The 19854-nt window shown below is 64.8% G+C and carries 18 protein-coding genes; 8 read left to right on the forward strand and 10 right to left on the reverse strand.

Annotation, left to right across the window (positions count from 1 at the left end; genetic code table 11):
* Window positions 1-110 precede the first annotated feature (110 nt).
* Window positions 111-1448 carry an aminotransferase class V-fold PLP-dependent enzyme gene (locus tag FB466_RS09125; protein WP_141917774.1) on the forward strand — a complete coding sequence of 446 codons (1338 nt, stop codon included), beginning with the start codon at window positions 111-113 and terminating at the stop codon, window positions 1446-1448.
* Between the two features lie 42 nt (window positions 1449-1490).
* Here FB466_RS09125 and msuE read toward each other — a convergent pair whose 3' ends face one another.
* The 7 genes from msuE to nrdH form a co-directional block, all read right to left on the reverse strand.
* A complete protein-coding gene (msuE, locus tag FB466_RS09130) occupies window positions 1491-2150 on the reverse strand; it encodes an FMN reductase (RefSeq protein ID WP_246054597.1) in 660 nt (219 codons plus the stop codon).
* 138 nt (window positions 2151-2288) lie between these two features.
* Window positions 2289-3200 (reverse strand): nucleotidyl transferase AbiEii/AbiGii toxin family protein, encoded by a 912-nt coding sequence (locus tag FB466_RS09135; protein ID WP_141917778.1) that lies wholly within the window; start codon window positions 3198-3200, stop codon window positions 2289-2291.
* On the reverse strand, window positions 3200-4042 hold the full coding sequence (locus FB466_RS09140) for a type IV toxin-antitoxin system AbiEi family antitoxin domain-containing protein (RefSeq protein WP_170206093.1): 843 nt from the start codon (window positions 4040-4042) through the stop codon (window positions 3200-3202). Before FB466_RS09140 ends, FB466_RS09135 begins: the two co-directional genes overlap by 1 nt.
* 348 nt (window positions 4043-4390) lie before the next feature.
* Entirely contained in the window at window positions 4391-5365 is a 975-nt protein-coding gene (nrdF, locus tag FB466_RS09145) for a class 1b ribonucleoside-diphosphate reductase subunit beta (RefSeq protein ID WP_141917781.1), read from the reverse strand.
* Window positions 5366-5433: 68 nt separating this feature from the next.
* A complete protein-coding gene (gene nrdE, locus FB466_RS09150; protein WP_141917976.1) occupies window positions 5434-7539 on the reverse strand; it encodes a class 1b ribonucleoside-diphosphate reductase subunit alpha in 2106 nt (701 codons plus the stop codon).
* A 23-nt stretch (window positions 7540-7562) separates the two neighbouring features.
* The gene (gene nrdI, locus FB466_RS09155) at window positions 7563-7964 is read right to left on the reverse strand and encodes a class Ib ribonucleoside-diphosphate reductase assembly flavoprotein NrdI (protein ID WP_141917782.1); all 402 of its coding nucleotides are present in this window, start codon (window positions 7962-7964) and stop codon (window positions 7563-7565) included.
* Between the two features lie 17 nt (window positions 7965-7981).
* Entirely contained in the window at window positions 7982-8215 is a 234-nt protein-coding gene (nrdH, locus tag FB466_RS09160; RefSeq protein ID WP_141917784.1) for a glutaredoxin-like protein NrdH, read from the reverse strand.
* A 598-nt stretch (window positions 8216-8813) separates the two neighbouring features.
* Here nrdH and FB466_RS09165 point away from each other — a divergent pair.
* The 6 genes from FB466_RS09165 (at window position 8814) to FB466_RS09190 (ending at window position 15169) form a co-directional block, all read left to right on the forward strand.
* Window positions 8814-9818: a siderophore-interacting protein gene (locus tag FB466_RS09165; RefSeq protein WP_141917785.1), complete on the forward strand. Its 1005-nt coding sequence runs from the start codon at window positions 8814-8816 to the stop codon at window positions 9816-9818.
* Window positions 9815-10858, forward strand: coding sequence for a FecCD family ABC transporter permease (locus FB466_RS09170; RefSeq protein WP_141917786.1), 1044 nt, complete (start codon window positions 9815-9817; stop codon window positions 10856-10858). The genes FB466_RS09165 and FB466_RS09170 overlap by 4 nt, the downstream gene beginning before the upstream one ends.
* The gene (locus FB466_RS09175) at window positions 10855-11883 is read left to right on the forward strand and encodes a FecCD family ABC transporter permease (protein ID WP_141917788.1); all 1029 of its coding nucleotides are present in this window, start codon (window positions 10855-10857) and stop codon (window positions 11881-11883) included. The genes FB466_RS09170 and FB466_RS09175 overlap by 4 nt, the downstream gene beginning before the upstream one ends.
* Window positions 11880-12722, forward strand: coding sequence for an ABC transporter ATP-binding protein (locus FB466_RS09180; protein ID WP_141917790.1), 843 nt, complete (start codon window positions 11880-11882; stop codon window positions 12720-12722). Before FB466_RS09175 ends, FB466_RS09180 begins: the two co-directional genes overlap by 4 nt.
* A gap of 77 nt (window positions 12723-12799) precedes the next feature.
* Window positions 12800-13825 (forward strand): iron-siderophore ABC transporter substrate-binding protein, encoded by a 1026-nt coding sequence (locus FB466_RS09185; RefSeq protein ID WP_141917791.1) that lies wholly within the window; start codon window positions 12800-12802, stop codon window positions 13823-13825.
* 153 nt (window positions 13826-13978) lie between these two features.
* Window positions 13979-15169, forward strand: a complete 1191-nt coding sequence (locus FB466_RS09190; protein WP_170206094.1) for an acyltransferase family protein — start codon at window positions 13979-13981, stop codon at window positions 15167-15169.
* Between the two features lie 7 nt (window positions 15170-15176).
* On the opposite strand, the gene FB466_RS09195 is transcribed toward FB466_RS09190, so the two are convergent.
* The 3 genes from FB466_RS09195 to FB466_RS09205 form a co-directional block, all read right to left on the reverse strand.
* Entirely contained in the window at window positions 15177-16544 is a 1368-nt protein-coding gene (locus FB466_RS09195) for an FAD-dependent oxidoreductase (RefSeq protein WP_141917795.1), read from the reverse strand.
* 73 nt (window positions 16545-16617) lie between these two features.
* On the reverse strand, window positions 16618-17679 hold the full coding sequence (locus FB466_RS09200; RefSeq protein WP_141917797.1) for a polyprenyl synthetase family protein: 1062 nt from the start codon (window positions 17677-17679) through the stop codon (window positions 16618-16620).
* A complete protein-coding gene (locus FB466_RS09205; RefSeq protein WP_246054598.1) occupies window positions 17672-18415 on the reverse strand; it encodes a class I SAM-dependent methyltransferase in 744 nt (247 codons plus the stop codon). Before FB466_RS09205 ends, FB466_RS09200 begins: the two co-directional genes overlap by 8 nt.
* Before the next feature lie 154 nt (window positions 18416-18569).
* On the opposite strand from FB466_RS09205, the gene FB466_RS09210 reads away from it, so the two are divergent.
* Window positions 18570-19817 (forward strand): isochorismate synthase, encoded by a 1248-nt coding sequence (locus tag FB466_RS09210; protein WP_246054599.1) that lies wholly within the window; start codon window positions 18570-18572, stop codon window positions 19815-19817.
* The last annotated feature ends 37 nt before the right edge of the window (window positions 19818-19854 follow it).

Consider the following 19854-nt stretch of genomic DNA (forward strand, 5'->3'; position numbering starts at 1 on the left):
GTCAATGACGAATTGCTACGGCCCGCCGCGCAGCGACCGGGCAGGCGGCATACTCTGGGTGTCTAGCGCGCCGCTTCACGGCGAACCGATTGACCGCAGAGACGAGCATCATGACCACGATCACCCAGCACCGCCCCACGCAGCCACTGCTCCCCGTGACCGGCGCCGAGCTCATGGTGCCCCTGCTCGACGGGTCTACCACGCGCTACGTCAACCTCGACTACGCGGCGAGTTCACCGGCACTGTCGAGCGTCGCCGCGCATGTGGGCGAGGCACTGGGCCTCTACGCGAGCGTGCACCGCGGGGCGGGTTACGCCTCGGATATCAGCACGACCGCCTACGAGAATGCTCGGGATACCGTGGCCCGCTTTGTCGGCGCCCGCCCCGGTAACCCCGTCATCTTCACCCGCAACACGACCGACTCGCTCAACCTGCTCGCCTCGGCGGTCCCCGGCGACACGGTTGTCCTGGACATCGAGCACCACGCCAATCTGCTGCCCTGGCAGGAGCACGGCCGCCGCGTGCTGCCCGCCGGAAACACGATCGAGGAGACCCTGGGGCTCCTGGCCGCAGAACTTGACCGCGCCCCCGCCGCCCTCGTCGCGGTGACCGGGGCCAGCAACGTCACGGGGGAGACCCTGCCGCTGCGGCGCATCGCGGATATTGCCCACCGGCGGGGCACGCGCCTCGCGGTTGACGGCGCCCAGCTGGTCCCCCACCGCCGGGTGAACATGCGCGAGCAGGGCATCGACTACCTGGCATTCTCGGGTCACAAAACCTACGCCCCCTTCGGGGCTGGGGTGCTCGTGGGTCGCCGCGACTGGCTGGACCGAGCCGCGCCTTACCTGCGCGGCGGCGGCGCGGTCACCACGGTGGGCACCGCGAGCGAGGTGTGGCGCACCGGCCCGTCCCGGCACGAGGGCGGTTCACCCAATGTGCTCGGTGTGCTCGCGCTGGCCCGTGCGGTTGACGAGTTGGCCCAGCTCAACACGCGCGATTGGTACGCGCACGAGGCCCAACTGCGCGGGGCGCTCGTGGCGGGGCTGCTGCGGATTCCGCAGGCGCGCATCCACCACATTTTTCCAGACTCCGAGGCGCCCGTTGGCGTGGTGAGCTTTGTCCTCGACGGGGTTGACTCCCGCCACCTGGCACTCGTGCTCGCCGCCGAGTACGGCATCGGCGTGCGCGACGGAAAGTTCTGTGCCCACCCGCTGCTGGAACGCCTGCAACAGCAGGGTCCGGCCCTGCGCGCAAGCTTCGGCGTGGGCTCCACCATGGAGGATGTCACGGCACTCCTCGAGGCCATCACCGCGTACCTGGAGCACGGCCCCCGCGGCAGCTACACCGAGGCTGACGGCGTCTGGTCCCTCGTGGCCGACCCCCGCCCCCGCCCCGACTGGGCCCAACTCCCCAACGAGGACCGCGAGTACCTGGGCTGCGCGGGCTAAAGCGTTCGCCCCCGCCACACTCGGTGGGGGCGAACGGGGGCGCTACGAGTAGAGCCGTACCGGGGTTGTCGGGTCAACCGGCTGCGGGATGTTGATGGTTGCGGTATCTGTCGCCACACCGTCCACCCCCACACCGCCGAGCACCCGCCGCTTTTCCACCGCACTCGACCGGATCAGTGGCAGGCCGTGCGTGATGGCCTTCTCGATGCGGGCAGCGAGCAACTGGCTGGTCAACTCGTAGTGGGTGAAGTCGGAGTTGTGCGCGTAGACGCCCAGCGGCAGTGTGAGCGCCTGAAAGAACGAGAATAGCGGCCGAAACTGGTGCTCGATGATGAGCGCGTGCCGCTCGCTACCGCCCGTCGCCGCGAGGAAGACGGGCGTGTCGGCGAGGGCGTACTGGTCCACAAAGTCGAAGAGGTGCTTGAAGAGCCCGGTGAAGGATGCCCGGTAGACGGGACTGCCCACGATCAGCACGTCGGCCGTCTCGATCCGGCGCAGCTCGGCCTCCACCTCGGCCGACACCTCGTCGCGGGTGAGGGCACCGGCGAGCGAGGGCCCCAACTCGTTCACCCGGATCAGGTGCTCCGTGATGGGAAGATGCTCCCCCAGCCGTCGGCTGATCTCACGCACCAAAACGGTGGTCTTCGACGGGTCATTCAGGCTGCCCGAGACGGCAACGACGTTGAGAGCTGTATCACTCACGGGCATCCTCACTTTCGTTATAAAACGAGCGTAGGCAGTGCGCCGTCGATTAGACAGCCGGGCGGTCACACTCCGCAATCTGTGGGGATGCAGCGGGGTCGTGCCCTCTGCGTGCCAACGGTGGGTTCTGCCACGCAGTCAGTGCCACCGCCGCAGGCCCGCCGACCAGATCTTTCCGTGGACCTCACCTACGAGCGCGGGATCGATCAGCCGAGATGCCACTTCTGCAGCCAGCTCCACCGTGGAGTAGTCAGCGCAATGTGGCACGGGCTTGCTCTGCCTCATGTAGCCGGTTCCCCACGTTGCTGGAACAACGAACCGTTCGAAGGGTTCCATCCCGCGGCAATGACGTTCAGTTTCGATCGCGAGACTCAACGCAGCCCCGTCGATATCCTGCGTGACGGCGAAGACAACGATGTCAACGAGATCTTTCTCACGGCTGGAGGGGCGGCCATCGTAGTCAGCCATCGTTGCGCAGACCTTGTCTGCGATCTGATCCACGACCGGATATAGGCGGTACCGATTGTTGATGAGCCGTGGAAGGTCGAGCGCCGTCACCGGGAGGGATGTCTGGACCTCATCAGTCATACCCGTGCCGACGGCGAGGTCGATCTGCACCGAGCCCTTCGTGGCCACTCCTATGAAGATGTTGAAGACGACTCGATACCCATCGGTATACGGCTGAGCATCCGCTGCGATGGATGCTTCGTGACTGGCGTACTCGAATCGAAAATGATCGCCGAGGTCTACTGCTGCCAACTGCTTAAGGTCCTCCAATGCCTGGTCGAGCGTGAATCCCCGACGGTAGAGGTCAAGGTCTCGGGTAGAACGCGTTGACGGGATCCGTGCAAGGATACTTGCGCCGCCTTTCAGTACCCACTCTGAGTCTTCACCCTCGGAGAAGATGCGGCTCAGGAAGCGGTTGAAGTACTCCAGTTGAATGCGTTTGTGCGTGTCGAGCGAAGGGTCAGCTGTGGCTGCCTTCTTCGCGGCGTCCTTGATCGCTGCCTCGACACCGCGGGCGGTTGAGTATGGCTCGGGTGAAGGCATCAATCTTCAGACTCCTGGCTTGCGCGCGCTGTACCCCGTGAAGTTGTCGCAGCAGGAAGCGCAGCGAGGTGGGGCCGCATCGCTTCCAGGAGCCCCCGCGCAACATCCTCTGGCACAGCATGTTGCAGGTAGTTGGCGAGGATTCGCGAGCTGAGCGTCGGGTCGGCTGAGATCCGGCGTGCGATAGAGTCCAGATCGAGCCCTGCGGCCTCAAGGAGATACTCCAACACGGCATTACCGTCGCCGCGCTTGAAGCCGTTTCGCCCGGCAAGCGGACTGAACAGTTCTCGCAGACGATCACGGTCCAGCGACCGCTTCTTTACCGCCGAACCCAGCGCATCAGCGACAAGGCTCAGCTCCCCCAGGTCGTCAAGAAGATCAGCCAGGGTACGCTCCAACGTCATCACCGGAAGCCCCTCAACCAGGGTGACGTCGCGGTCTTCAAGGAGGCGCTGCCGGTAGCGAATCTCAGAGCGCTGAGTTTGACGACGCTGAGCAGCCACGAACTCATGACGGTTTGCCCACAGATCTCCGACACCGTGAAGCAGCGCCGCCGAAGCGCTCGCCACCACGACCCCATCCACCAGATCACCCAGCCGCTCTTCAGCCAGAAGCTGAGGCTCGGTACTGAGCCAAGCAGCACGAAGATCTTCAAACTCATCACTCGGAGCACCGGCATCCCGATACACACCATGCGCGAGCCGCTCCAGATGCCCCGCCTCCGCCAGGCGAGACAACGCGAGGCGGGTAACCCCGAGCATGTTGGCTTGCGCCGCGGTCACCATTCCCCACTGCGAGGCGGTGACGTCAGCGATCTCTCGAAGTGCGCCAATCAGTTTCATACTTGTATTGTATACAAATATAGGAAACAATCCAAGCATTATATCCACCACAAGGATTCGCGCCCAAAACACGCTACTCGGAAGTGAAGCGCTAATGCACGTCGAGACCCACACCAGGCACAACCTCTGTCAGTAATGGCAGGCCGCCGAGTCCGCAGAAGAACACGCGCCCAGGACTGTCACCGATGTCCTGAGACATCACATCCTTGTATAAAGATCGGAACAAAACCCGGGCCAAACCGATTACCCTGGCGATTCATACCAGGTTTGAGCATCATTGACGATTGAAGGCCATTTCCTCATGCATATGCATGAGGAAATGGCCTTCAATAAGCGGGAATAGTAGCCCTAGAAGTCCCAGTCCTCATCCTCGGTAACGACGGCCTTACCGATCACGTAGGAGGATCCCGACCCCGAGAAGAAGTCGTGGTTCTCGTCTGCGTTGGGCGAGAGCGCCGACAGGATGGCCGGGTTCACATCCGTGGTGGACTTGGGGAAGAGCGCCTCGTAGCCCAGGTTCATCAGGGCCTTGTTGGCGTTGTAGTGCAGGAACTTCTTAACATCCTCGGTGAGACCCACGGAGTCGTAGAGGTCCTGCGTGTACAGCACCTCGTTCTCGTAGAGCTCGTAGAGCAGGCTGAACGTGTAGTCCTTGAGCTCTTCGCGCTTGGCCTCGGAGACCCGCTCCAACCCGCGCTGAAACTTGTAGCCGATGTAGTAGCCGTGCACGGCTTCATCCCGGATGATGAGGCGGATCAGGTCGGCCGTGTTGGTGAGCTTGGCGTGGCTCGACCAGTACATCGGCAGGTAGAACCCCGAGTAGAAGAGGAAGGACTCCAACAGGGTCGAGGCGACCTTGCGCTTGAGCGGGTCGTCACCACGGTAGTACTCCATGATGATCTTGGCCTTCTTCTGCAGGTTCTGGTTCTCCACCGACCAGCGGAACGCGTCGTCAATCTCACGCGTGGAGCACAGCGTCGAGAAGATCGACGAGTAGCTCTTCGCGTGCACCGACTCCATGAAAGCGATGTTGGTGTACACGGCCTCCTCGTGCGGGGTGAGCGCATCCGGGATCAGCGAGACCGCACCCACCGTGCCCTGGATGGTATCGAGCAGGGTCAACCCGGTGAACACGCGCATCGTGAGCTGCTGTTCATCGGGGGTGAGCGTGGCCCACGACTGCACGTCGTTGGAGAGCGGCACCTTCTCGGGCAGCCAGAAGTTGTTGACCAGGCGGTTCCACACCTCAACGTCTTTATCGTCCTGGATGCGGTTCCAGTTGATTGCCTCAACGTGGTCAATCAGCTTCAGCTTCTCTGTCATGCTCGTGTCCTTTGTGTCGTCTCTACTCAGCGTCGTATCTACTCAAAACCGGGGGATGCGGCCGCACGCTACAGCATGCAGCTCACGCAGCCCTCAACCTCGGTGCCCTCCAGCGCCAACTGGCGCAGGCGGATGTAGTAGATGGTCTTGATACCCTTGCGCCACGCGTAGATCTGCGCCTTGTTGATGTCGCGCGTGGTGGCGGTGTCCTTGAAGAACAGCGTGAGCGAGAGGCCCTGGTCGACGTGCTGGGTGGCCGCCGCATAGGTGTCGATGACCTTCTCAGCCCCAATCTCGTAGGCATCCTGGTAGTACTCCAGGTTGTCGTTGGTCATGAACGGCGCGGGGTAGTAGACCCGGCCAATCTTGCCCTCCTTACGGATCTCAATCTTCGACGCCACCGGGTGAATCGAGGAGGTGGAGTAGTTGATGTAGGAGATCGACCCCGTGGGCGGCACAGCCTGCAGGTTCTGGTTGTAGATTCCGTGCTCCTGGATGCTCGCCTTCAGCGCGCTCCAATCCTCCTGGGTGGGGATGTGCACACCACTCGTCTCAAACAGCTCCGCCACGCGGGCGGTGGCCGGCACCCACTGCTGATCCGTGTACTTATCGAAGTACTCACCCGAGGCGTAGGTGGAATCCTCAAAGCCCACGAACGTCTCGCCGCGCTCAATCGCGATGAGGTTGGAGGCGCGCAGGGCGTGGTACACCACCGTGTAGAAGTAGATATTCGTGAAATCGATGCCCTCATCGGAGCCGTAGAAGATTCGCTCGCGGGCCAGATAGCCGTGCAGATTCATCTGACCGAGGCCAATCGCGTGTGACATATCGTTACCGTTCTCGATTGACGGCACCGAACTGATGTGGCTCATATTACTCACGGCGGTCAGGCCACGAATGGCCGTCTCGACCGTCTGGCCCAGGTTGTCGCCATCCATTGCGGCCGCGATATTCATCGAGCCCAGGTTGCACGAGATGTCTTTGCCGATCACGTCGTAGCCGAGGTCGGCCGTGTACGTGGTGGGCGTGTTCACCTGGAGGATCTCCGAGCAGAGATTGGACATGTTCACCCGCCCCTTGATGGGGTTGGCTCGGTTCACGGTGTCTTCGTACATGATGTACGGATAGCCCGACTCGAACTGGATCTCGGCGAGCGTCTGAAAGAACTCCCGCGCGTTGATTTTGGTCTTGTGGATGCGCGCATCATCCACCATCTCCCGGTACTTCTCGGTAACCGAGATGTCCGAGAACGGTAGCCCGTAGACTCGCTCCACATCGTAGGGCGAGAAGAGGTACATATCTTCATCGTTCTTGGCCAGCTCAAAAGCGATATCGGGCACCACAACACCCAGCGAGAGCGTCTTAATGCGGATCTTCTCGTCGGCGTTCTCGCGCTTGGTATCCAGGAAGCGCATGATGTCAGGGTGGTGCGCACTCAGGTATACGGCACCGGCACCCTGACGGGCACCCAACTGGTTGGCGTAGCTGAAGCTGTCTTCAAGCAGCTTCATGATCGGGATGATCCCGCTCGACTGGTTCTCAATCTTCTTGATCGGGGCCCCAGCCTCACGGATGTTGGTGAGGGCAAACGCCACCCCACCGCCACGTTTAGACAGCTGGAGCGCGGAGTTGATCGAGCGACCTATCGACTCCATATTGTCTTCGATGCGCAGCAAGAAACAGGAAACGAGTTCGCCGCGCTGTTTCTTTCCTGAGTTCAGGAAGGTGGGCGTCGCGGGCTGGAAACGCCCGGAGATGATCTCGTCAACGAGGTTGGTGGCCAGCTTCTCGTCGCCCTGGGCGAGCGCCAGGCCAACCATGACAACGCGATCCTCGTAACGCTCCAGGTAGCGCTTACCGTCAAACGTCTTGAGGGTGTACGAGGTGTAGAACTTAAACGCACCCAGGAAGGTGGGGAAGCGGAACTTCTTTGCGTAGGCCCGGTCGTACAGCGACGAGATGAACTCGAAGGAGTACTGGTCAAGCACGGCCTTCTCGTAGTACTCGTTCTCGATCAGGTACTCCAGCTTCTCGGCCAGCGAGTGAAAGAAGACGGTGTTCTGGTTGACATGCTGGAGGAAAAATTGGCGCGCGGCCTCACGATCTTTCTCGAACTGGATCTCCCCATTCGGGCCGTAGAGGTTGAGCATCGCGTTGAGCGAGTGGTAATCCATCTGCCCGCTCTGCGGGGCATCGATTACTGTTGCATCCAAAATTGTTCCAATCCATTGTGAACGATCTCTACGTCGTCCGGTGTTCCAAAAACTTCGAAGCGGTACATGTGGGGTACCGCGCATTTTCTGCTGATGATGTCTCCAGCCAAACAGTAGGCCTCACCAAAGTTGGTGTTACCCGCGCCAATCACCCCCCGGATCAGGGCGCGGTTCCCCACATCGTTCAGAAAACGGATGACCTGCTTCGGCACGGCAGCCTTGGAGGGGCCGCCACCGTAGGTGGGGACGATCAGTACGTAGGGTTCCACCATCTGCAGAGGCTCGTCCCGCGGGTACAGGGGGATGCGATCGGCCGCTACGCCGAGCTTGCCGACAAACCGGCGAGTGTTACCCGAGACACTCGAAAAGTAGACCAGGTTGCTCACGGTTCATCAACCGCGCACTACACGAGGCGACCGGCGAGTTCGTCGATCTTGTCCGGGCGGAAGCCGGACCAGTGCTCATCATCGGCGACAACAACGGGAGCCTGTAGATAGCCCAGCTCCTTGACCGTTTCAAGCGCCTTCTCGTCCACGGAGAGATCGAGGATTTCGTAGTCGATGCCCTTGCTATCGAGGGCACGGTACGTCGCGGTGCACTGCACGCACGACGGCTTGGTATAAACAGTAATCGCCATGATGACCCCTTAAAAAGTGTGTTGAGAGTAAGCCAAAATACCGAGGATAATCCCGCCCCCCGTTGGAACCGAATCTCTCTCAGATTCTACGATATGCCGTACCACCGACATCGTCCTTCAATACTACATATAGGTTCCAGCAAAGGGAACGACCACTAGATGATGTAGTTACATCTCTGTAGTTTTCCACCTGTTATCCACGAGTTATCCACCAGTTATGAACAGGTCGCGACCTGTCAAAACGGCATCAAATCAACGCAGTTTTCAGAACTATCCACAGGCTCCCCCGGGAAGAAGAATTTGCAACCTGTTTGATGACCCGGCGTGTCGCCACCACCACCCTTCGTGGTGCCGCGAGGGCACTACCACTACATGTAGTAGATAGCCGTATTGAGCGTCCGGCGAGCCGCCGCCAACACCCCCAACCAGACGCGCAACAGTGGCCGAATGCGCGCGAGTGGCACACGGATATCCCCCGTGCACACCGTATTTTCGGGAAAAATTACCGGGCACGGTGGGAGGAATTGCGGGGCACGGCGAGTACACACTGCACACAAACCCGGTGGAACCCACCCCTCACTCGTGGAATACTTAGGTTATGCTCACCTCTCCCGCTCCGCTCCGCGTGGAGCGCGACGACCGCCCGGCCTACCGCCCCTTCCCGGTGACGGTAGCCCGCGTCACCGAGCTGAGCCCCCACTTTGTCCGGGTAACCCTGACCGACCCGGGGCTGGCCACCTTTGGTCGTGACGGGCTCGACCAGCGCATCAAAATCTTCTTTCCCCTCCCCGACGGGTCGATCAGCGACCTCGGCGAGGACACCTCAGAGACCCGGCCCGCGGGCGATTGGTACGGCCGCTGGCGCGCCCTGCCACCCGAGCGGCAGAGCCCCTTCCGCACCTACACCGTGCGGGCGATCCGCCCCGACGAGCGCGAACTGGACGTGGACTTTGTCCGGCATCCCGCCGACGAGACTCCCGCCGACGCCCCCGCCGCACGCTGGCTCACTACGGCAGCCCCCGGTAATCGGCTGACGGTCGCGGGGCCGGATGCCCGCAGCCTCCACTCGCGCACCGGCATCGACTGGAAGCCGGGGAACGCCCGGCAGCTCCTCCTCGTGGGGGACGAGACGGCGGCACCGGCCATCCTGAGCATCCTCGAGTCGCTGCCACCTGGCCGCGAGGCGCACGCGATGATTGAGGTCCCCCACGAGGCGGATGCCGCGGCCCTGGCCACCGACTACCGCCCCGGTATCACCGTTAGCTGGCTGGCCCGAGCGGGCCAGGAGAACCCGGCTGGTGATATCCCGCCGCACGGCGACCTCCTCGACGCGGCCGTCACCCGCTGGCTCGACGCGCACCCCGAACTGATCGCCGAAGCGGCCGCGCCGCGCCGCCAGCGGCTCGACGATATTAACGTGGATATTGAGACGCTCTGGGACTCCCCCGCCCCGGCAGGCGGCAACTTCTACGCCTGGATCGCGGGCGAATCTGCCGTGGTCAAAAAACTGCGCCGCCAACTGGTCACCGAGCGCGGCGTTGACCGCGGGCGCGTGGCCTTCATGGGATATTGGCGGCGAGGCCAGGCAGAGAAGCAGGGATGAGCACCACCGCCCCGGCGACCGCCGCAACGGCTACCCGCCACCGGCCCGCCCCCCGCTGGCTGTGGCTGATCGCCGCCTACGCCGCACTCGCGGTCGCGGTGCTGCTGAGCCTCGCGCTCGGCGCGCGGGACATCCCCTTCGGCACGGTCCTCGACGCGCTCCTACACCCCCACCCCACCACAACAGATCACACGGTGGTGCTCGACCTGCGCCTGCCGCGCACCCTCATCGGGGTGCTCGCCGGGGCGGCACTCGCGGTCGCGGGCACGCTCATGCAGGGTCTCACCCGCAACCCACTCGCCGACCCGGGTCTGCTCGGCATTAACGCCGGTGCCTCGCTGTGTGTGCTGATTGCAATCAGCGTGTTCGGCATCACCCAACCGGCAGGGTTTGTGTGGTTCGCTTTCACGGGGGCCGCGCTCGCCGCCGTGGTTGTCTACGCGGTGGGTTCGCTCGGCCGCGGCGGGGCAACCCCGCTCACCCTGGCGCTGGCCGGTGCGGCGCTCACGGCCGGCCTCACCTCACTCATCATGCTCGTGCTCCTGACCGACCTGGGCACCTTCGACTCGTATCGTTTCTGGTCCGTCGGCTCGCTGAGCGGACGCGACCTCACGACGGCCGCCACGCTCCTACCGTTTATTCTGGCGGGTATCCTGCTCGCGCTCACCACGGGCCGGATGCTCAACACGCTCAGCCTGGGCGACGACATTGCGCGCGGGCTTGGCCAAAACGTGACCCTCACGCGCGTGCTCGTGGCCACGGCGGTTGTTCTACTGTGCGGGTCGGCGACCGCCCTGGCCGGGCCCATCGTGTTTGTGGGGCTCGTGGTGCCGCACATCATCCGTCCGCTCAGTGGCCCCGATCACCGTTGGCTGATTGCCTACTCCCTGCCGCTCGGCCCCGTGCTGCTGCTGGCCGCGGATATCCTGGGCCGCGTGATCGCCCGCCCCGGCGAGATCGAGGCCGGTCTCGTCGTCGCGTTCCTCGGTGCGCCCGTGATGATTGCGCTCCTCCAGCGGAGGAGGCTGACCTCCCTATGACCTCCGCCCACCTCATTCGCGCCGCCCGCCACCGCCGGGGCTCGCGCGAACTCCGCGTTGTCGGTATCCTGACAGCCGCGGTGCTCGCCCTGGCGGCGCTCACCCTCAGCCTGGGCGACTACGGCCTGAACCCCGCCGAGGTGCTGAACACCCTGATCGGGCGGGGCGACACCGGCAGCGAGTTTGTCATCCTTCAATTGCGGCTCCCCGGTCTCACGCTGGCCGTGCTCGCCGGAGCCTGCCTCGCCCTCTCGGGTGCACTCTTCCAGACCCTCCTGGGCAACCCGCTCGCGAGCCCCGACATCATGGGCATCACGGGCGGGGCGAGCGTGGCCGCGGTCTACACCACGCTCATCCTGGGCCTCACGGGGGTGCTCGTCTCGGTGAGCGCCTTCATCGGAGCGGTCGTTATTGCGGGCCTCATTCTGCTGCTCTCCCGCGACCAGAACGGCACGGGTTACCGCTTTGTGCTCACGGGGGTGGGAATTGCGTTCATGTGCACGGGCGTCATCGGCTTCCTGCTCACTCGGGCACAGGCTCGGGATGCGCAGGCCGCCCTGGTCTGGGTCGTGGGCAGTATCGGCACCGCCCGCTGGCGCGACATCCTCGTACTCGCGCTCGGATTGGCCGTGCTCCTCCCCCTCATTCTGCTGCTCACCCCGCGCCTGCGCGTACTCCAGCTCGGCCACCTCAGCGCCACGGGGCTCGGCGTGCGCGTGACCGGCACCCGCACGCTGGTGCTCGTTGTCGCCGTGGCCCTGGCCGCCGTGGCCACCGCCGCGGTGGGGCCCGTCCCGTTTGTGGCGCTGTGCTCGGCACCAATCGCCCGCCGGGTGGTGGGCACGGGGGCGCTCTCCCTCGCGGCGAGCGCGGGGGTGGGTGCCGTGTTGATGCTCGTCGCCAACCTGATCGCCCAGAACATCATCCCCACCGCACACGTCCCGGTGGGCATCGTCACGGGGGCTGTTGGCGCTCCCTATCTACTGTGGCTGCTGGCCACCTCGTCCACAGGAGCCAAGGCATGAGTACTCCCGCCGTCCGATCCGAGCGCACGACCCCCGCCCCCGTGCTGCGCGCCGAGGGGGTGCGTGTGGGGTACGACGCGGCACCCGTCATCCCCGACCTGTCGGTTGAGATTCCCGAGGGCCGTGTGACCGTCATTGTGGGGGCCAATGCGTGCGGCAAGTCCACGCTGCTGAAGACGCTCGCCCGGCTGCTCAAGCCGCGTGCGGGGCGCGTGATGCTGGACGACCGCGATATCGCCGCGATCCCGGGCCGGGAGCTGGCCCGGGTGGTGGGCCTGCTGCCCCAGCATCCGGAGGCCCCCGAGGGCATCACCGTGAGCGACCTGGTGGGCCGCGGACGCTATCCACACCAGGGCTGGATGCGACGCTGGTCGGCGGAGGATGACCGGGTGGTGGCCGAGGCCCTCAGTGCGACGGAGACCGCAACGCTGGCCGACCGCTCGGTGGGGGAACTCTCGGGCGGGCAGCGGCAGCGCGTGTGGATCGCGCTCGCGCTGGCACAGGACCCGAGCATCCTGCTGCTGGACGAACCCACAACCTTTCTCGATCTCGCCCATCAGCTCGATATCCTCGACCTGCTCGACACCCTCAACCGCACGCAGGGCAGCACGATTGTGATGGTATTGCACGACCTCAACCTGGCCGCGCGCTACGCGGACCACCTGATCGTGATGGCCGGGGGGCGCATCATCGCCGAGGGCGCACCCGCGGCGGTGATCACCGCCGATACCGTGCGGGAGGCCTTTGGCCTGGACTGCCTCGTGATCGCCGACCCGGTTACCGGGTCACCGCTCGTCATCCCCCGCGGGAGATTGCGTGAGGGCCCCACCACCCCCTAGTCTATTAGGCAAGGCAATCCTTACTCGTTGCTCTTGCCGTCGAGACCTCGTCTCGGCCCCGTCTGATGGAGACCCGCATGTCACACCGCCCCCTCACCCGCGCCCTACTCGCGGTTGCCACCGTGGCCGCCCTCGCCCTCAGCGGCTGTGCGGCCAGTCCCAGCGAGCAGGCCAGCAGCACACCGACGGAGAACTCGGCGAGTTCATTTCCCGTCACCATCGAGCACGCCTTCGGCGAAACCGTGATCCCCGAGAAGCCCCAGCGCGTGGTGGCCTGGGGCTGGGCCAGTGCGGACGCCGCCCTCGCCCTCGGCGTGATCCCCGTCGCCATCCCCTTCCAGGCCTACGGTGCCGACGCGAACGGCGTGCTGCCCTGGATCGCCGAGAAGATTGACGAGCTGGGTGCCGACACGCCCACGGTTCTCCCCGACGCCACCGAGGCCCCCCTGGAGGCGATTGCGGCGGCCAAGCCCGACGTAATCCTGGCCAGCTACTCCGGTATCACCCAGGACGAGTACGATCTGCTCAGCCTGATCGCCCCCGTCGTGGCCTACCCGGACCAGCCCTGGTCCACCCCGTGGCGAGACGTGATCACCACAACGGGAACAGCCCTCGGCCAGGCCGATGAGGCCCGGACGGTTGTGGCGGATATCGACGCCCAGGTCGCCGAGCAGGCCGCCGCGCATCCCGAATTTCAGGGGGTAACCATCGCCCAGGTCTGGGACTTCTCCGGCACCTTCTACGTCTACTCCCCCACCGACCCGCGCGTGGAGTTCACGGAGGCCCTCGGCTTCACCACCGCCCCGAGCGTCACCGAGCTCAACACGGACGACTCCAGCTTCTCCTACACGCTCAGCCACGAGAAACTGGATGCGCTGTCGAGCGACCTACTCATCAGCTACTCCAACACCCAGGAGGAGGCCGACACATTCTTCGCCTCGGCCCCGGCCCAAACCATGCAGCAGGTGAAAGACGGTGCCTACGCCCAGATCATCGGGCCGGACTTCATCGCCTCCGTCTCACCGCCCACCGCCCTCTCACTCACCTGGGGTCTCAGCGACTACGTTGACACCCTCGCGAAGGCCGTTGCCGGACTGAAATAGCACCCCCGATCCGCCTGCCCGCCCCACCACCCGCCCGCCGGGCGGGCAGGTCGCAACACACAGCCCCTACGATGCAAATACTCGGGTAACGATCACATAACGACGATAGGTTTCTCGGCAGGTACAGCAAAACCGCGAGGGAGGCCCATGTCCGTGGCACGGAATACACAGGTTCAGAGCCAAACGCACGATCATCCGACCCGCACCCCGCCCGAGCCATCCAGCCGCTGCACCCGCATCACCTCGCTCGACGGCCTCCGCGGCCTCGCCGCCCTCGTGGTGGTGCTCTCGCACTGCTTCTGGGCCTACGGTACCACCGTCAAGACCGTCACCATCGGGTCCTACACCGAGGCCAACCCCGCCCAGTGGCTCACCGCCTACACCCCGGCGCACCTCGTCTGGTTGCAGGTGCAACCCGTGCTCGTGTTCTTCATCCTGTCGGGCTACGTTCTCACCCGCCCCTACCTGCGGACGCCCCGCCCCACATACCGGGCCTACTACGGCTCCCGCTTCCTGCGGCTCCTGCTGCCGAGCATGATCGCCCTGCTCCTCGCGTTTTGGGTCGCCCTACTCTGGGTACACCAGGTAGATGGACACACCGACTCGTTCTGGCTCAACCAGTACCTGCGACAAGACCTCTCACCCGCGGCCCTCAACAACATCCTGATCGTCACGGGCACCCCCGAGGTGCTGCCCGTGCTGTGGTCGCTGAAGTGGGAGATCCTGTTCTCCCTGCTGCTACCGCTCTACGTGCTCGCCGCGCGCCTCTGCACACACCGGGTGGTGTGGATACTCGCAGCCCTCCTTACGCTCGGGATGTTCACGGCAGGCACCGTCACGCACAGCCTGCCCCTGGCCATGCTTCCCGTGTTTTTCCTCGGCAGCCTGCTCGCCGCTCGCGAGGACGCCCTCCGCAACCTCGCCACGCGTATCCCCCGCCTGGTTCAGCTACCCCTCGTCATCGCCACGGTGCTGGCCCTCGGCACCGAGTGGTACGTGCGCGGGTTCACGGCCGAGCGCATCCCCCTCTGGACCGGCCACGTCATCTCGCTCGTGGCCTGCGCGGCCCTCGTCGTGGCCGCAATCGCCTACCGCCCGTTTGCGAATTTCCTCAACACCCGGTGGATGTCCTGGCTAGGTTCGCGCTCCTTCAGCCTCTACCTGGTGCACTTCCCTTTCGTGGTGGGCGTCGGCGCGTGGGCACACGGCCGCAGCCTCTGGCTGGTGCTCGGCCTGGCCATCCCCCTCAGCCTGCTGGCCACCGAGGTCTTCTACCGCGCAATCGAGCGGCCCAGCACCGCCCTCTCACAACGTGTCAAGCGGGCGCTGAGAACGACGGGCTAGATGGTGGCTACTCCCCGCGGGAGATACGCGTCATCTCGTCGCGCGGGACCACCTTGATCCGCGGGCGGCCCACAGCCTCACCACGGGCGATCTCGTGCTCGTCGAGCAGCCGCCAGCCCTCCACCGTGGTGTACTCCACGCCGCGCTCAACGAGCAGGCCCGTGACACTCTCCTCGGCCGGGTCCGCGGGAGTCCACCAATTGGCCTGATCATGGGTGAGGTGCTGCAGCGTCTCCATCGCGTCCGACTTGGTGTGGCCAATCAGGCCCACCGGGCCGCGCTTAATCCAGCCGGTCGCGTACACGCCGGGGATGACCTCACCCGCGGCATCCAGCACCTGACCCTCGTTGTTGGGAATGACGCCACGCACCTGGTCAAACGGGATGCCGTCCACCGGCGAGCCGAAGTAGCCCACCGCGCGGTAGATCGCCTGAATCGGAATCTCGCGCACCTCACCCGTGCCTACCACACCGCCCTCGCCATCGGGCGCGGTGCGCTCGTAGCGAATGGCGCTCACCACGGGACCGTTACCCGTGTCGGTGCCCATCACCTCGAGCGGCTTGGCGTAGAAATGCAGGTGCAGGCGGCGGGAGGCTCCACCCACCTCGCGGTCACGCCACTGGTTCATCACACGGTTAATCACCATCACCTGCTTGTTGCTGGCGATGGCGGCCTCCGCGGCCGGGTCGTGCACCTCAAAGTCTTCGTCGTAGACGATCATGTCCACGTCGCGCACCTCACCGAGTTCGCGCAGCTCCAGCGGCGTGAACTTGACGTGCGCGGGGCCGCGGCGACCAAAAATGTGCACATCGGTCACGGGGTTGGTCTTCAGACCCTCGTACACATTGTCGGGCACCTCGGTGGGCAGCAGATCGTCGGCGTGCTTGACGAGTATCCGAGCGATATCGAGCGCCACATTGCCGTTACCGATTACGGCGATGGACTCGGCGTCGAGCGGCCAGGTGCGCGGAACATCCGGGTGACCATCAAACCAGCTCACAAAATCGGCCGCGCCGTACGAACCGGGCAACTCAATTCCGGGGATGTTCAGCTCGGCATCCCGGATCGCACCCGTCGCGAAGATCACCGCGTTGTAGTGCTTCTTGAGATCTTCCAGCGTGATGTCGGTGCCGTAGCGCACGTTACCGAAGTAGCGGATATCCCCACCATCAAGTACCTCGCGCAGCGCGTTAATGATGCCCTTGATTCGGGGATGGTCGGGAGAGACTCCGTAACGTACAAGCCCGTAGGGTGCGGGCAGGTGATCGAAGAGGTCGATCGACACGTCAAAGTGACGCTCCGCCTTCACGAGAAGGTCGGCAGCGTAGATTCCGGCCGGTCCGGCTCCAACAATGGCAAGCCTGAGCTGTGTCATATTTTCCTTTTACTCGTGGTGTGGGCCCGCCCACGCGGGGCGTGCATCTCGGGGGATGTACGGGGTTCGAGGGCTAGCGGGTGCGATTAATAACCGCGTCGGCCAGTCGAACCAGGGAGGCCCGGATCTGGCCGTCCGGGAGGGGGTCAAGCGCCGACACGGCACCGTCAGCCCACTCCCGAGCCACCCGCTCAGTTTCGGCGGTCACGGGATGCTCACGCAACTCGACCACCAGGTCGTCAACGCCCGCATCGTCACCCTCATCAGCCAGCAGAACGGCCTCCTCAATACGGGCTAGCAGGTCGGCATCCGCGGGAGTGGTGGACGCGCTCTGGCGCAGCAGCAGCAGGGGCAGGGTGACCACGCCAGCGCGTAGGTCGGTGCCCGCCACCTTGCCGGTCTCCTCGCCGGGTAACAGGTCGATGACATCGTCAATCAGTTGGAAGGCCACACCGAGCCGGTCGCCAAAATCCACAACCGGCTGTTCGTAGGCGCTCGGGGCGTCCGAAAACACCACACCCATCTGGGCCGCGGTCGAGATGAGCGAGCCGGTCTTATCGGCCAGCACCCGGAGGTAGTGCTCGATCGGGTCCTCACCGTCAACAGGGCCGACGGTCTCGTGCAGCTGACCGAGGCACAGCCGCTCAAAGGTGTCGGCCTGGAGGCGAATGGCGCGCTCGCCTAGAGCCGAGATGATCTTACTGGCGCGGGCAAAAAGCAGATCGCCGGCAAGAATCGCCACGCTATTTGACCACGTCGTGTGGGCGGCGGCCACCCCGCGGCGCATATCGGCCTCATCCATCACGTCATCGTGGTAGAGCGAGGCCAGGTGGGTCAATTCGATTGCACGGGCCGCGGCCAGCACATTGTCGTTGGGGCCGGTACCCAGTTCGGCCGTGAGAAGGGTGAGCCGGGGCCGCACCCGCTTGCCGCCAGCCTCCAGCAGGTAGCGGGCCATGGCATCCACGACGGGTGAGGCGAAGGCGACATCCTCGCTCAGCATCCGCTCGATCGTATCGAGCTGCCGGTCCACACGGTCGGAGAGCTCCTGCTCCTCCGCCGAGAGGGTGGGAAGGCTTCCCGCGGGCTCCCGGTCGGAGCTATCGAGTGCTGGCACCTGATCCACGTTACTCATCTACTCTCGCGCCGGCGGACGTTGTGTGCGCGTCAGCCGACACAAACCCCCGGTGCAGGGCAACAAGACCACCCGTGAGGTTGCGGTACTCCACCGCGTTGAACCCGGCATCGCGCAGCCAGCCCGCGAGCGTCAGCTGGTCCGGCCACTCCCGGATGGAATCGTTCAGGTAGTCGTAGGCCTCACCCGCACCGTTGATGAAACCGGCCACCCGGGGCAGCACATGCTTGGTGTAGGCGTAGTAGGGTTCGCGGACAATCGCGAGGGGCGGCCGCGAAAACTCGCAGATCACCACGCGTCCACCCGGCTTGGTGACCCGGTACATCTCGGCGAGGGCGACCTGCGGCCGGTCCACATTGCGCAGACCAAATGAGATCGTGGTTGCGTCAAAGCTGTCGTCGTCGAAGGGCAGCTGCGTGGCATCCGCCTCAACAAACTCGATATTGGGCACGCGCGCGTTGCGTCGGCGACCCACCGCGAGCATCCCGGGCGAGAAATCCGCCGCCACCACCTGGGCCCCGCTGCGCGCAAAAGCGGCGCTCGATGTGCCCGTACCGGCGGCGATATCGAGGATGCGCATTCCCTTGCGCGGCTGCACCGCGCGGGTGGTGGTGACCCGCCACAGCCGGGAGTTACCGAGAGAGAGGATGTCGTTGGTGAGGTCATACCGAGGGGACACCTCATCGAACATGCGGGATACCAGTCCCGAATCCTTAGTACTGTCTGGGCGAATCACACTCCCTATGTTAGCGCCCGCCCCGGGCCGCGACCGGCTGCGGGCCTGAGCGCGGGGCGAATACACAGGGCAGCGGGCCCCACCGCGCCGCCGCGCCGCTGGAACCCTGAATGAACCCTGAATGCCTCCCTGCGTCACGGAGTACAGTTATCTGGTGACTTCTTCCGGACATCCCACGTCGCAGTTGCGGGTACACACAACTGCGTTGAGCGTCCCCCTCAACCTCATTTCTCACCTCGACCCCAGCGACCCCCAGCTGTGGATGCGCGAGGGCAACGGCATCGCGGGCAACGGCACCGCCCTGCGCCTGGAGTTCTCCGGCCCCACCCGCTTCCGGGATGCCGCGGAGACCTGGCGCCGTATCGCCGCGGCAGCCCACGTGACCGACGAGGTCCGGGCCACCGGAACGGGCCTCATCGCGCTAGGCACATTCACCTTTGCGGACGCCTCCGCCACCACGAGCGTGCTGCGCGTACCCCGCACCATCATCGGCCGTTCGGACGGAGCCGCCTGGGTCACCCGCATCCGCACGGCTGACGACACCGAGTTTGATCCCCTCCCCACGGCCAGCGCACTCGGCAGCGAGTACCGTCTCAGCCTGCGCGCCGGGCAGATGTCCCCGGATGCCTTCCGTTCGGCTGTGGCCGACGCAACCGCCCGTATCCAGACCGGTGAGCTGAGCAAGGTGGTGCTCGCGCGCGACCTCGTGGGCCGCGTTCCGGTGGGGGCCGACCTCCGCCGCCCCCTGGTTGACCTCTCGCTCGGCTACCCCAGCTGCTGGACCTTCGCGGTTGACGGCCTCTTTGGGGCCAGCCCCGAGACCCTCATCCGCTCCGAGAACGGTGTCGCCAACGCCCGCGTCCTCGCCGGCACTATCTCGCGCGGCAGCGACGGTGAACGAGACGAGATCGCCTCGATTGCGCTCGCCACGAGCGATAAGAACCTGGGCGAGCACGAGTTTGCGATACGAAGTGTCCGCGAGACCCTCGCCCCCTTTGTCTCCGACCTGGAGTGGAGCGAACAACCGTTCGCCCTTAAGCTGCCCAACCTCTGGCACCTGGCCACGGATGTCCGCGCCACCCTGAGCGGTTCGGCCACCTCGCTCGACCTGGTCGCCGCCCTGCACCCCACGGCCGCTGTGGCGGGCACGCCCACGCCGGATGCCCTCCGCCTGATTGCAGAGTGTGAGCCCGGCGACCGCGGGCGTTACGCCGGCGCGGTTGGTTGGCTCAATGCGACGGGTGACGGCCAGTGGGCGGTCGCGCTGCGCTGCGCCCAGATCACCCCCAACAACACCGTGACCGCGTGGGCGGGCTGCGGGATTGTCGCGGGCAGCGACCCGGATGCCGAGCTGGCTGAGACCGACATCAAGTTTCGCCCCATTATCGACGCCCTCGGGTAACGGAGCACCCCCGTTAATTAACCAACGCACCCCCGGT

It is taken from the genome of Klugiella xanthotipulae, from assembly GCF_006716695.1.
In the GTDB taxonomy this organism is placed as follows: domain Bacteria; phylum Actinomycetota; class Actinomycetes; order Actinomycetales; family Microbacteriaceae; genus Klugiella; species Klugiella xanthotipulae.